The 13,528-nt window shown below is 60.8% G+C and carries 8 protein-coding genes; 4 read left to right on the top strand and 4 right to left on the bottom strand.

Features of this window, described 5'->3' with window-relative positions; genetic code table 11:
- The first annotated feature begins 60 nt into the window (after nt 1–60).
- The gene (locus FGQ67_RS08620) at nt 61–1,260 is read left to right on the top strand and encodes an ABC transporter ATP-binding protein (protein WP_138341393.1); all 1,200 of its coding nucleotides are present in this window, start codon (nt 61–63) and stop codon (nt 1,258–1,260) included.
- A 370-nt stretch (nt 1,261–1,630) separates the two neighbouring features.
- Here FGQ67_RS08620 and glgP read toward each other — a convergent pair whose 3' ends face one another.
- The 3 genes from glgP to galE all read right to left on the bottom strand — a co-directional run bounded on the left by glgP (nt 1,631) and on the right by galE (nt 6,817).
- Nucleotides 1,631–3,898 (bottom strand): glycogen/starch/alpha-glucan family phosphorylase, encoded by a 2,268-nt coding sequence (gene glgP / locus FGQ67_RS08615; protein ID WP_138341392.1) that lies wholly within the window; start codon nt 3,896–3,898, stop codon nt 1,631–1,633.
- Nucleotides 3,899–4,028: 130 nt separating this feature from the next.
- The gene (malQ, locus tag FGQ67_RS08610) at nt 4,029–5,534 is read right to left on the bottom strand and encodes a 4-alpha-glucanotransferase (protein WP_138341411.1); all 1,506 of its coding nucleotides are present in this window, start codon (nt 5,532–5,534) and stop codon (nt 4,029–4,031) included.
- A gap of 221 nt (nt 5,535–5,755) precedes the next feature.
- A complete protein-coding gene (gene galE / locus FGQ67_RS08605; RefSeq protein WP_117770533.1) occupies nt 5,756–6,817 on the bottom strand; it encodes a UDP-glucose 4-epimerase GalE in 1,062 nt (353 codons plus the stop codon).
- Nucleotides 6,818–7,083: 266 nt separating this feature from the next.
- Between galE and FGQ67_RS08600 the strand changes: the two genes are divergently transcribed.
- Nucleotides 7,084–8,292, top strand: coding sequence for a coiled-coil domain-containing protein (locus FGQ67_RS08600; protein ID WP_138341390.1), 1,209 nt, complete (start codon nt 7,084–7,086; stop codon nt 8,290–8,292).
- A gap of 222 nt (nt 8,293–8,514) precedes the next feature.
- Here the strand turns inward: FGQ67_RS08600 and murB are convergent, their stop codons facing one another.
- Entirely contained in the window at nt 8,515–9,477 is a 963-nt protein-coding gene (murB, locus tag FGQ67_RS08595) for a UDP-N-acetylmuramate dehydrogenase (protein ID WP_138341388.1), read from the bottom strand.
- A 207-nt stretch (nt 9,478–9,684) separates the two neighbouring features.
- Here murB and FGQ67_RS08590 point away from each other — a divergent pair, with 207 nt between their 5' ends.
- Together FGQ67_RS08590 and FGQ67_RS08585 are read left to right on the top strand one after the other, a co-directional pair.
- Nucleotides 9,685–10,713, top strand: a complete 1,029-nt coding sequence (locus FGQ67_RS08590) for a LacI family DNA-binding transcriptional regulator (protein ID WP_138341386.1) — start codon at nt 9,685–9,687, stop codon at nt 10,711–10,713.
- 204 nt (nt 10,714–10,917) lie between these two features.
- Nucleotides 10,918–13,446: a phosphoketolase family protein gene (locus tag FGQ67_RS08585; RefSeq protein ID WP_138341384.1), complete on the top strand. Its 2,529-nt coding sequence runs from the start codon at nt 10,918–10,920 to the stop codon at nt 13,444–13,446.
- Nucleotides 13,447–13,528 lie beyond the last annotated feature (82 nt).

Here is a 13,528-nt window from a genome sequence, read left to right as displayed (position 1 = left end):
CTGTTTTGCAAGTTTCTGCGGCGCCCCTCAGCGCGGCGCCGCATATCGAAAGGTAAAGACATGGCCGAGATCGTTCTCAAACATGTTCAGAAGGTGTATCCCAACAACGAGTCCAAAAAGAAGGGCTTCTTTGGCAAAAAGAAGAAGACCGAGGAGAAAAAGCACAACCTCAAGGTTACCGAGGACGGCGTGCTCGCGGTGGAGGACTTTAACCTCACCGTGCATGACCAGGAGTTTATCGTTCTCGTCGGCCCGTCTGGCTGCGGTAAGTCCACGACGATGCGCATGGTTGCTGGCCTGGAGGACATTACCTCGGGCGATGTGTTTATCGACGGCAAGCGCGTCAACGACGTGGCACCCAAGGACCGCGACATTGCCATGGTGTTCCAGAGCTATGCTCTGTACCCCAATATGACGGTGTACGAGAACATGGCGTTTACGCTTGAGCTCAAGAAGGTCCCCAAGGACGAGATCGACCGCAAGGTTCGCTCCGCTGCCGAGATTTTGGGTATCACCGAGTACCTCGACCGTAAGCCCAAGGCGCTTTCGGGCGGCCAGCGCCAGCGTGTCGCTATCGGCCGCGCCATCGTGCGTGATCCTAAGGTCTTCCTGATGGACGAGCCGCTGTCCAACCTGGACGCCAAGCTGCGTAACCAGATGCGTGCCGAGCTCATCAAGCTGCGCCACGAGATCAAGGGCACGTTCATCTACGTCACTCACGACCAGACCGAGGCCATGACCCTCGGCGATCGTATCGTGGTCATGAAGGACGGCGTCGTCCAGCAGATCGCCACGCCGCAGGAGGTCTTCAACCATCCCGCAAACATCTTCGTTGCCGGCTTTATCGGCGTGCCGCAGATGAACTTCTTCGATGCCCAGCTGGTGCGCTCGGGCAACGGATTTACCGTCAAGACCGAGGATATGAACGTGGCGCTCGCCCCCGAGACCTGCGCTCAGCTTGCTCTCAACTGGGACGGCGGCGACGCGAAGGAGATCACTGCCGGCGTGCGCCCCGAGCAGATTCTGCTTGCCGACAAGGACGAGGAGGGCGCGCTCCAGGGTACCGTCGAGGTGACCGAGCTCATGGGTTCGACCGAGCATGTCCACGTGACCGCTCCCGATGGCCAGTTCGTCCTGATCATTCCCGTTGTCGACCTTGAGGCCAAGGGTGCGCTCAAGGCTGGCGACACCATCTGGTTCAAGTTCGAGAAGAACGCGACCCACCTCTTCGATAAGGTCTCCGGCAAGAACCTTATCTAGGCCCGACCCAATCAGGCCCTCCTTTTGGGCGACTGCGGCTTTGCCATCCTTTTGCCGTGGTCACATATAAGGCTCCCCTTCCGTCCACTGGACGAGAGGGGAGCCTTTCTTTGTGTTGGGGAGGTCTGACGGTTTGTCTCGTTCTGTAACAGTAAGGTTGGATTACGGCGGCCAAATGTTACAGATTGAGATAAACCCAGGGGAAGGACCGGTATGTCTCGATCTGTAACAGGTAGGACCGTTTTGCCTAAGTAGATGTTACAGATCGAGACAATTTGGCCGAGGCGGGCCACGGGTCAATATATCGGCACAAAAAACGGAGCCGTGTTGCCACAGCTCCGTCTTCAAGAGGATGGGTAGGGGAAGCGAATTAGCCCAGGTGCCAGATCTCGTCGTTGTACTGCGAGATGGTACGGTCGGACGAGAAGCTGCCGGCGTTGGCGATGTTGATCAGCGCCTTGCGCATCCAGGCTTCCTGGTCCTCGTAGTCGGCCAGCACGCGCTCCTTGGTCTGGATGTACTCCTCGATGTCGAGCAGGGCCATAAACCAGTCCTTGCCCTTGATGTCGTCGTGCAGGCGCTGCAGGCGCTCGGCGTTGCCGGTCGCCATAAAGGCGGGGTTGGTGATAAAGTCCACCAGCAGCTTGATGCCGGGCTTGCGGTAGAGCGCGCCGGCATTGTAGGTGCCGTCGGCGTAGAGCTGCTCGACCTGCTTGGACGAGGCGCCAAAGGTGTAGATGTTCTCGTCGCCGACGAGCTCGGCGATCTCCACATTGGCGCCGTCGAGCGTGCACAGGGTCAGGGCGCCGTTGAGCATGAACTTCATGTTGGAGGTGCCACTCGCCTCCTTGGAGGCCAGGCTGATTTGCTCGGAGATGTCAGCGGCGGGAATCACGCGCTCGGCAGCGGTGACGTTGTAGTTCTCGATCATGACAACCTGCAGGTAGGGGGCCACGTCGGGGTCGTTGGCAATCCACTGGGACAGCGTCAGGATCAGGTGGATGATGTCTTGGGCGATGGTGTAGGCAGGGGCCGCCTTGCCGCCAAAGATGATGGTGACGGGGTGCTCGGGCTTGTTGCCGTTCTTGATGTCGAGATACTTCCAGATGATGTAGAGCGCAAGCATCTGCTGGCGCTTGTACTCGTGGATGCGCTTGACCTGAACGTCGATGATGGCGTTGGAGGGAATGGTCACGCCCTGCTCGAGCGCCATAAACTGGCGCATGATGGCCTTGGCCTCGACCTTGGTGGCGGCCAGGCGCTCAAGAACGTCCTTGTCGTCGGCGAACTCGGCGAGCTTGGTCAGATTGCCGGTGCTGCGCCAATCGGTGCCGATCACGTCGTCGAGCAGGCTGGCGAGTGCGGGGTTGGCGCCATGGATCCAGCGGCGGAAGGTGATGCCGTTGGTCTTATTTGAGAACTTCTCGGGGTAGATCTCGTAGAACGGGTGAAGCTCGGTGTTCTCCAGGATCTTGGTGTGCAGTGCGGCGACGCCGTTGATGGAGAAGCCAAAGTGGATGTCCATGTGGGCCATGTGGACGTTGTCGTGCTCGTCGATGATGGCAACGCGCGGGTTGTCGTGCTCGGCCTTGGCGACCTCGTCGAGCTTGACGATGATGTCGGCGATGGCAGGGGAGACCTTCTGCAGGCTGGCGAGCGGCCACTTCTCGAGCGCCTCGGCAAGAATCGTGTGGTTGGTGTAGGCGACCATGGACCGCACGATGGTAACGGCCTCGTCAAACTCGATGTCGTGCTCGGTGGTGAGCAGTCGGATAAGCTCGGGGATGACCATGGTGGGGTGCGTGTCGTTGATCTGGACAACGGCGTAATCGGCCAGGTCGTGCAGGTTGCTGCCGCGCTCGACGGCCTCGTCGATCAGGAGCTGGGCGGCGTTGCTCACCATGAAGTACTCCTGATAGATGCGAAGCAGGCGGCCCTGCTCGTCGGAATCGTCGGGGTACAGGAACAAGGTGAGGTTCTTGGCGATCTCGGTCTTGTCGAAGTCGATGGAGCTGCCGGGGACCAGGCCGTCGTCGACGCTTGCCAGGTCGAACAAGCGCAGGCGGTTCTTAGTGGGCTGGCCGTAACCGGGCACATCGATGTTGACGAGCTTGGAGGTGACGGCAAAATCACCGAACTCAACGGTGTAGGAGCGGTCGTCATCGATTAGGATATCCTGCTCGCCGAGCCACTCATCGGGAACGGCCTTCTGCTGGTTGTCGACAAAGCGCTGACGGAACAGGCCGTAATGGTAGTTGAGGCCCACGCCGTCGCCGGTGAGGCCCAACGTGGCGATAGAGTCCAGGAAGCACGCAGCCAGACGGCCCAGACCGCCGTTGCCGAGCGAAGGCTCAACCTCAAACTCCTCGATTTTGTTGAGGTCGTGGCCCGCGGCGACGAGCTGCTCCTTAACCTCGTCGTAGATACCGAGGTCGATCATGTTGTTGATAAGCAGCTTGCCGATCAAAAACTCGGCAGAGATGTAGTAGAGCTTTTTCTTGCCGTTGTTGAGCGGGCAGGCGGCAGAGCGCTCCTGCACGAGCTTGACCAGCAGCTTGTAAATGCGACGATCGTCGAGTTGCTCAAGCGAGGTGCCAAAGGACTGCTCGGCGAGATCCGCGAGATTGATACGGGGCATGTTTCCTCCTGTGATGGGTTGACTACATGTCAGAAATTCAAAAGAAGCCCCGCGCGAGGGGATTGGGGTGGCCTCGCGCGGGGAAAGCGAACGCGTCCACACGATGGGGTGGGGTCGGGCGCGGTTGCTCCTATTGGGGAAGCTCGATTTCGGCTTCCGACGGGATGCGGAAGTAGGTCTCCGTCCAGTCAGTAAGCTTGTGCTCGAGCTCGCGGGTGATGGCGCCATCGAGCATGCGCCAGGTCCAGTTGCCGCCCAGGGTGGCGGGCGTGTTGATGCGTGCCTCATTGCCCAGGTTGAGCAGGTCCTGCATGGTGTAGATGCAGGTATCGCTCACGCTGGCGGCGATGGCGCGGTTGAGCGCATCGGTGATGGGCTCGCCAGTCTGCTGATGGGTGTACAGGGCTGCCTGCTCGCGCTGGCGCGGGGTGGCCGTTCCCTCAAACCAACCGCGTGCCGTCTCGTTGTCGTGCGTGCCCACATAGGCGACGGTGTTGGCGATGTAGTTATGCGGCAGGTAGTACGAGTTGGTGCCCTCAAAGGCAAACTGCAGGATCTTCATGCCGGGGAAGCCCGTGGTGTCGCGCATCTCGATAACGCCGGGGGTGAGGAAGCCCAGGTCTTCGGCGATGATGGGCAGCGTGCCGAGCTTTTCCTCGAGCGTTTTGAAGAGCTTGAGGCCGGGTCCCTGCGTCCACGAGCCGTAGGAAGAATCGGGCGAGGAGAACGGCACCTCCCAAAAGGCCTCGAAGCCGCGGAAGTGGTCCAGGCGGATGATGTCGTACATGTCGAGCGCGGCACGGATGCGGCCCTCCCACCAGGAGAATCCGTCGGCCTCCATGGCATCCCAGTCGTAGATAGGGTTGCCCCAGTACTGGCCGGTTGCCGAGAACTGGTCGGGTGGCGTGCCGGCGACGCTCACGGGGTTGCCGGCGGCGTCGATCTTAAAGAGCTCGGGCGTGGCCCACATCTCGACAGAGTCGCGCGAGACGTAGATGGGCAGATCGCCGATGACTAGGATGTCGCGCTCGTTGGCGTAAGCCTTGAGGCGGCTCCACTGGCGATCGAAGAAGTACTGCGTCATCTGGTGGTAGAGCATACGCGCGGGATGGGCGGCGCAGACCTTGGCAGAAGCCTCTCCGCGGGTACGCAGCTCCGCGGGCCACTCCCAAAATGCCTTGAGCCCGCACTCCTCCTTGACGGTCATGAACTCGCAATAGGGGATGAGCCAGTCCTCGTTGGCCTGGACAAAGTCGTCGAAATCGGCCGGTTTATCGGCGGCGAAGCGCTCGGCGGCGCGGTCGAGAATCTGACGGCGACCGCCAAAGATGGCGCCGTAGTCGACGTTGCTGGGGTCGGAACCCAGATACACGCCGTCGATATCGCACTGCTCCAGATAGCCCGCCTCGATGAGTTCGGCGAAGTCGATAAAGTTGGGGTTGCCAGCGCGGGCCGAGAACGACTGATAGGGCGAGTCGCCATAGCTGGTCGTCGTAAGGGGCAGAATCTGCCAGTAATGTTGTTTGCACGAGGCGAGAAAATCGACGAAGTCGTAGGCATTCCAGCCAAAGCCGCCGATTCCGTATGGTCCGGGCAGAGATGAGACGGGCATGAGGACGCCGCTTGCACGCTCCATGAATGCGCTCACCAACCTTCTTGTTGTGGGGTCGGCCTGCCGATGGGTGTGCAGTCCGCCTCCGATGTTCTGATTCGATACGCCTATTGTAAAACATGTTGTTTAAACATGTACAGGCAAGATAAAAAAGTTGGTCGATTTTCGGCGAATGGTTACATGCCATGAAAAAAGCCCCGACCTCACAACGTGAGATCGGGGCAAGAGCGGTATGTAGGTTTTTGCTACTCGGCGTCGGCGAAGCCGTTGGGGTTGTGGCTCTGCCAGTTCCAGCTATCGCGGCACATGTCCGCGATGTCGTATTGGGCCTTCCAGCCCATCATGCGCTCGGCCTTGGAGGCATCGCACCAGTTGGCAGCGATGTCGCCGGCGCGGCGCTCGCGGATCACGTAGGGCAGCTCCTTGCCACAAGCCTTGGAGAAGGCGGCGACGACCTCGAGTACCGAGGTGCCGGTGCCGGTGCCCAAGTTAAAGATCTCGACGCCGGTCTTGCCGTTCATCCAGTTAAGGGCGGCAACGTGACCAGAGGCCAGATCGCACACGTGGATGTAGTCGCGCACGCCGGTGCCGTCGGGGGTGGGGTAGTCGTTACCAAAGACCTGAACGGCCTCGAGCTTGCCCACGGCGACCTGGGCGACATAGGGCACCAGGTTGTTGGGGATGCCCTTGGGGTCCTCGCCGATCAGGCCCGACGGATGAGCGCCGATGGGGTTGAAGTAACGGAGCAGCACGACGTCCCACTCGGGGTCGGCGGTGTGGACGTCCATAAGGATCTGCTCGATCATCCACTTGGTCCAACCATAGGGGTTGGTCGCGGGCTTCTTAGGATCCTCCTCGGTGACGGGCGGGTTGTCCGGGTCGCCGTAGACGGTCGAGGAGCTCGAGAAGATGATGGACTTGCAGCCATGGTTGCGCATGACGTCGACGAGCACCAGGGTGTTCTCGATGTTGTTGTGGTAGTACTCGACGGGCTTGCTCACCGACTCGCCGACGGCCTTAAAGCCGGCGAAGTGGATGACGCGGTCGATCTGATGGGTATCGAAGATCTTGTTCATCGCATCGCGGTCGAGCACGTTGGCCTCGTAGAAGGTGAGGTTCTTGGCGGCCTCGTCGCCCACGATGGTCTTGACGCGGTCGACGGCGACGGCGCTGGAGTTGGAGAGATCATCGACGATGACGACCTGGTAGCCACCCTCGAGCAGCTGAACGACGGTGTGCGAGCCGATAAAGCCGGCGCCACCGGTAACGAGGACGCAGGTGTCTTTGGGGTCGAGTGCTTTGGACATGTAGTCTCCTATCGAATCAGGAACACTTCTTCAGGGGAGTATAGCGCAGGCAGGGACACCCAAATCGTGCGCTGTAGGAAAAGCAGAGGATTGTGCTAACGTACTCATAGAAGAGCTTGCGTACGCATAACCTGATCTTTGGCATTTGCTTACGAGCCGCTGACCTTGTAGTTTCCTGCCGTTCGTGGAAATCGTTGGGACGCGCCATATGTACGCTAATATGTATGAGTTGAGCGACATATAAATAAACATGTAACGGAGTACATATGTCACCAAACAGCGATTCCATCCTTTCCCAGGAGCTCTCGCGCCGCACTGCCCTCAAGGCTCTGTTCGGCGCCGCTTCTGCGGCGGTTCTTTTTGGCCTGCCCGCTCGCGCCCATGCGGCGGAGGCTTCCAAAGAAACCACCGATAAACTGAATGCCGCCCAGGCCCAACTCGACGAGGTTCAGGCCCAGCTCGACAGCATCGCAAATGAGTATGCGGCGCTGGCCAACAAGAATGCCCAGACCCTCAACGACATCGAGAATGTCCAGGGCAAGATTGACGACACGCAGGCCCAGATCGATGAAAAGAAGGCCGAGCTCAAGAAGAAGCGCAACGACCTTTCCGATCGCGTGGCCGCCAGCTACAAGTCCGGCGGCACGAACATCCTGTCGCTGCTGCTGGCCTCTGGCTCGTTTGAGGAACTCGTCGCCAACGCGCATTACGTTGAGAAGATCAACAAGAGCGACCGCGATGCCATCGAGGATATCCAGACGATTCAGGCTGAGCTCGACGCACAGAAGACCGAGCTCGAAGCACAAAAGGCCGACCTGGAAAAACTCAAGGACCAGCAGACGGCTCAGATGCAGGATATGCAGGCCAAGCAGCAAGAAGTCCAGACCGTGCTGAACGGTCTTTCCGACGACGTCAAGGAGCTCATGGCTCAGCGCGATTCCGAGATTCTCGCTGCTGCCCAGGCCGAGGAAGCTGCCAGGAAGGCTGCCGCTGCCGCCGCGGCTGCCGCGAATAAGAACAATTCCAGCTCGGGCGGCTCGAGCTCGGGCGGCGGATCGTATGCTTCCGGAACCCCACAGCAGAATGCCGGCTCGGGCAAGCAGCAGGCCGTCGTCAACGCGTGCTACTCCACGCCTTCGCCTGGTCAGAATTGGTGCGCGGCGTGGGTGACTAACGTCTTCCGTAACGCCGGCGTGGGCTATTTTGGCGGCAACGCGTGTGACATGTTTAACGCCTGGTGCTACAGCTCCAATCGTTCGGCGCTGCAGGTGGGCATGATCGTGGCTGACTCGTCGCACAGCGGTACCGGTGCCCCGGGTCTGCTGTACGGCCATGTGGGTATCTACGTTGGCGGCGGCATCGTCATGAGCAACGAGGGTGCCATTACGTCGAGGTCGCTTGATTCGTTCATTAGCTTCTATGGTACTGGCTCTGGCGTGCGCTGGGGCTGGCTCGGCGGCGTGGTGCTGTCGTAACTGTAAGTTGGGCCGCGTGCCCGTCCGCAATATATTTGATTGCCTGCTCGGACAGTCCTGCGCAAGACGAAGGCCACATTAAGTGGCCTTCTTTGCGTGCGGAACTCGCGATCAATCAAATATATTGCGGACGGGCACGCGGCCCTCTCGGGTTCGGGGCGCTACGCACCGGACTGGGTTAGCTGAATAAATATGGTGAAGGCCCCTTTCGGGGCCTTCTTTTTATAGGAATTCGCCTACTCGGTGGACTTCGGGTTGTAGGTCTACGCCGAATTGGTCTTTTACTTTGGCCTGGATGTCGCGGATGAGTTCGTCGACGTCGGCGGCGGTGGCGTGGTCGGCGTTGACGATGAAGCCGCAGTGCTTTTCGCTCACCTGCGCGCCGCCGATGGCGTGACCGCGCAGGCCGGCGTCCATGATGAGCTTGCCGGCAAAGTGGCCCTCGGGGCGCTTGAAGGTGGAGCCGGCGCTCGGCATGTCGAGCGGCTGCTTGTCTTCGCGGCGCTGACGGTAGTCGTCCATGTCGGCCTTAATCATCGCGGCGTTGCCCGGGGCAAGGTTGAAGGTGGCCGAGAGCACGATAAAGCCGTCGTCGGCGATGCGGCTCTTGCGGTAACCCAGGTTGAGCTCATCGGCATCGAACTCGATGATATTGCCGCTGCCGCGGGTACCGTCGTCGAGCTGACGAGCAGGCTTGTAGACGCGCACGGACTCCAGCACATCGGCCATGCAGGCACCGTAGGCGCCGGCGTTCATGTAGCAGGCGCCGCCGACCGATCCGGGGATGCCCGAGATGGGCTCCATGCCGGTGAGACCGGCCTCGGCTGCCGCCGCGGCGACATCCGAGAGCAGCGCGCCCGCTGCTGCCGTGACGTGCGTGCCGTCGACGGTAATGTCGGAGAGGCCTTCGCCCAGCGCCACGACGACGCCGCGGATGCCCTTATCGCCGACGAGCAGGTCGGAGCCATTGCCCACGATAGTGAGCGGTAGATCGCAGCGATAGCAGGTGTCGAGTGTGGCGACAAGGCCCTGCTCGGTATCGGGCGTGACAAAGACATCGGCCGGGCCGCCGATCTTAAACGTGGTGTGCTCGCGCATGGGCTCGCTCATCAACACGTTGTCTTCGCCGGCAACGCCAGCGAGTGCGCAGAGCAGGTCCTCGTTAAAAAAGTCGTTCTCGTGCATACGAATATCCGCCTTTTGGTGGTCGATTTCATCAATCGAATGCAATATACCCCACCCGGATGGATTTGGTGCAAAGGGGTCAGGTTGCTTTGCACCAATCGCGGCGATAAAACAGCCGTCTACCGGATTGGTAAAGTGTTTATCACCGAGGTAGATGGGCAGTCGCTATACTTTCAAGAGATTGCGCGTAAACCCGGAAGGAGCGAGATGGCCAACAAGGTAACCCTGAAGCAGATCGCCCAGGAGGTGGGGCTTTCCCCCTCGTCGGTCTCGCTTGTGCTCAACAATCGGCCCTGTCGCATCTCGGAAGAAAACCGCAAGCTCATCAAGGAGGTCGCGGCACGCAACCACTATGTTCCCAACCAGATCGCGCGCAGCCTGGTCATGCGAGAGTCGCGCACGCTGGGCCTTATCGTTCCCAACATCGAGAGCCGATTTTTTGCCTCGCTCGCCGGCAGCCTGGAAAAGCGCTGCCGCGAGGACGGCTACGCGCTCTTTATTACCAGCTCGGGTGGAAGTGCCGAGGACGATCTGGAGCTCCTGCGCCAGCTGGTGACCCGTGGCGTCGATGGCGTCTTCCTGGTGGTGGGCGACGAGTTCTCTGATGACCGCGCTTTGCGCGAGGAAGTGAGTCACCTTCCCATCCCGGCCGTAATGGTCGACCGCGCAATCGAGGGACTCGAGTGCGATAAGGTGATGTTCGACCACGAGATGGGCGGCTACATGGCCACCCGCTATCTAATCGAGCAGGGTCACCGTCGTATCGCCTGCCTGGTCAACGCGCGCCGGTCCAACACGGGCCGCAAGCGTCTAGCCGGCTACGAGCGTGCGCTGCGCGAGGTGGGGTTGCCCATCGATGCTCGCTTGGAGTTCGAGAGCGAGTATTACATCCCGAGTGCCTACGAGGCCTCGGAGGCGGTGCTCGCAACCGACGCCACCGCCGTGTTCGCAAGCTCGGACAACATTGCCCTTGGTCTGCTCAAGCGTTTGCACGAGATGGGGAAGAGCATTCCGGGCGACATCTCGGTCGTAAGCTATGACAACTCGGCGGCCGACGTTCTCTTTGAGCCAGCGCTGACGGCGATTGAGCAGGATCCGGGTGTGCTCGCCGAGCATGCTTTTGGCTGCATGTCCAAGCGGCTTGCCGGCAAGGGCGGCAGGCGTGCCGAAGAGGTGGTTTTGGAGCCTGTGCTCATCGTAAAGGACAGCGTGCTCGAGCTTGCTAAACACAACTAAACACGTTTATCAATTCGTAGAGATCGATTGTGAAGTACCTGTGACAGGCAATGCCGCAGGTGAATGTCTCGTTTTGCCGATTCATAAGGCAAATAAGGATGATAAAACGTTTTTTCACCTTGATAAAACGTTTTAGCAAATATACTAGTCCCAACGAAAGGTTGCCGTATCGGAGGGTGACCGCGCAGCGAAGGGACATAAACAATGGCTAAAACACTGGGAACGCCGTGGCAAAAACTGGGACATGAGGTTCCGGCTTCCGAGCTCGAGGGTGTCGACCTGTATTGGCGTGCCTCGAACTATCTGTCCGTCGGCCAGATTTACCTTCGCTCCAACCCGCTGATGCGTGCTGACTTTGTCGACGAGAAGACCGGCGAGACGCGTGACTTTGGTCGTCCGGACGTTAAGCACCGCCTGGTTGGTCACTGGGGAACCACGCCCGGCATCAACTTCCTGTTCGGCCACGTCAACCGCCTCATCGCCGACCACAACCAGAACGCCATCTTCCTGATGGGTCCTGGCCACGGCGGTCCCGCCGGTACTGCCCAGTCGCTGCTCGACGGCACCTACCGCGAGATTCGCCCCGACATCACCGATGACGAGGCTGGCCTGCAGAAGTTCTTCCGCCAGTTCTCCTATCCCGGCGGCATTCCGAGCCACTTTGCGCCCGAGACGCCCGGTTCCATCCACGAGGGCGGCGAGCTCGGCTACACGCTCAGCCACGCCTATGGCGCCGTCATGGACAACCCGAGCCTGCTGGCCGTGGCCGTGGTGGGCGACGGCGAGTCCGAGACCGGTCCGCTCGCGACTTCTTGGCAGTCCAACAAGCTCGTGAACCCGGCAACCGACGGTATCGTTTTGCCGATCCTGCATCTCAACGGCTATAAGATCGCCAACCCCACTATCCTTGCCCGCGTGTCCGACGAAGAACTCACCAAGTTTTTTGAGGGCATGGGCTATAATCCGCACTTCTTTGTCGCCGGTTTTGACGACGAGAGCCATGCGAGCATCCACGAGCGCTTCGCCGCCCTGTTTGAAAAGGTCTTTGACGAGATCTGCGACATCAAGGCCACCGCTCAGGCCCAGGCCGCCGCGGGCGAGACCGTGGTCCGTCCGGCCTACCCCATGATCGTGTTCCGCACGCCCAAGGGTTGGACCTGCCCCAAGCAGATCGACGGCAAGAAGACCGAAGACTCCTGGCGCGCGCATCAGGTGCCGCTGGCGAGCGCCAAGGACACCCACGAGCACTTCCGCGTGCTTCGCGAGTGGCTGCGCTCCTACAAGCCCGAGGAGCTCTTTACGCCCGAGGGCCAGGTGCGCCCCGAGGTGACGGCCTTTATGCCGACCGGTGAGCTGCGCATCGGCGCCAACCCCAACGCAAACGGCGGTAAGGTCCGTCGCGAGCTTGAGCTGCCCGATATCCACGCCCACGAGATTCCCGTTGCCGAGAAGGGCCACGGCTGGGGCTCCACCGAGGCCGCCCGCGTCTTTGGTGAGTACACCGCCGATGTCTTGGCTAAGAACATGGACGACTTCCGCATCTTCGGTCCCGACGAGACCGCGTCCAACCGCCTGCAGGCTGCCTACAAGGTGACCAAAAAGCAGTGGGATGCCGGCTTCTACGAGGATGAGGCCAACGACGAGCTGCTGGCCGGCTCCGGCAAGGTCGTTGAGCAGCTGTCCGAGCACCAGTGCGAGGGCTTCCTCGAGGCTTACGTGCTCACCGGCCGCTCCGGCGTGTGGAGCTCCTACGAGAGCTTTGTCCACGTGGTCGATTCCATGGTCAATCAGCACTGCAAGTGGCTCGAGGCCACCAAGCGCGAGATTCCGTGGCGTGCCCCCATCAGCGGCCTCAACATTCTGCTGTCGAGCCACGTCTGGCGCCAGGACCACAACGGCTTCTCGCACCAGGACCCGGGCTTTATCGACCTGCTGCTCAACAAGGCCAACGATACGCATATCGTGAACGCCTACTATCCGGCAGACGCCAACATGGCCCTTGCCGTTGCCGAGCGCGTTTACCAGTCCACCGACTGCGTCAACGCCATCTTCTGCGGCAAGCAGCCCGCCCCGACTTTCCAGACGGTCGATGAGGCCAAGGCGGAGCTCGCCGAGGGCGTCGCGACCTGGGAGTGGGCATCGACCGCCGACTCGCTCGCCGAGGCCGATGTCGTGGTCGCCACCTGCGGCGACGTGCCGACGCTCGAGGCCTTGGCCGCGACAGACATGCTGCGCGAGCTGGGCATCAAGGTGTGGTTCGTCAACGTGGTCGACCTGCTCAAGATCCAGAACGTCTGCGAGAACGACCAGGCCATCAGCGACGAGCGCTGGGCCGAGCTGTTCGGCTGTGGCGAGAAGCCCGTTCTCTTTGCCTTCCACGCCTATGCCGGCACGATTCGCCGCCTGATCTGGAACCGCCCCGGCCACGACGCCTTCCGCGTCCACGGCTATGAGGAGAAGGGCTCCACGACCACGCCGTTCGACATGCTGCGCCTGAACAACATGGACCGCTGGGCCCTGGCTGCCGACGTGCTGCGCATGGTCGATGCCGACAAGTTTGCCGAGCAAATCAACGAGTGGGAGGCTTTCCGCACCGAGGCCTTCGAGTTCGCCTGCGACGAGGGCTACGATCACCCGGCCTTCACCGACTGGGTCTGGCCCGACGCCGCTGCCGCAACCGCAGCCGACGGCGCACTCTCCGCAACGCAGTTAACTGCTGGCGACAACGAGTAGCATCCGGGACGGTCTCGCGCTGGGGCCGCCTCCGGGCGGGTGCCTTCCTCTGAGAAGTGGGCTTCGCGAACTTCTCAGAGGA

This window comes from Collinsella aerofaciens, from assembly GCF_005845035.1.
Taxonomy (GTDB): domain Bacteria; phylum Actinomycetota; class Coriobacteriia; order Coriobacteriales; family Coriobacteriaceae; genus Collinsella; species Collinsella aerofaciens_I.
This window is presented reverse-complemented; position numbering and strand designations above follow the sequence as displayed.

Bases quoted from the DNA above. Each gene is read 5' to 3' on its own strand.
- FGQ67_RS08620 (WP_138341393.1), top strand. From the start codon at position 61: ATGGCCGAGATCGTTCTCAAACATGTTCAGAAGGTGTATCCCAACAAC.
- glgP (WP_138341392.1), bottom strand. From the start codon at position 3,898: ATGCCCCGTATCAATCTCGCGGATCTCGCCGAGCAGTCCTTTGGCACC.
- malQ (WP_138341411.1), bottom strand. From the start codon at position 5,534: ATGGAGCGTGCAAGCGGCGTCCTCATGCCCGTCTCATCTCTGCCCGGA.
- galE (WP_117770533.1), bottom strand. From the start codon at position 6,817: ATGTCCAAAGCACTCGACCCCAAAGACACCTGCGTCCTCGTTACCGGT.
- FGQ67_RS08600 (WP_138341390.1), top strand. From the start codon at position 7,084: ATGTCACCAAACAGCGATTCCATCCTTTCCCAGGAGCTCTCGCGCCGC.
- murB (WP_138341388.1), bottom strand. From the start codon at position 9,477: ATGCACGAGAACGACTTTTTTAACGAGGACCTGCTCTGCGCACTCGCT.
- FGQ67_RS08590 (WP_138341386.1), top strand. From the start codon at position 9,685: ATGGCCAACAAGGTAACCCTGAAGCAGATCGCCCAGGAGGTGGGGCTT.
- FGQ67_RS08585 (WP_138341384.1), top strand. From the start codon at position 10,918: ATGGCTAAAACACTGGGAACGCCGTGGCAAAAACTGGGACATGAGGTT.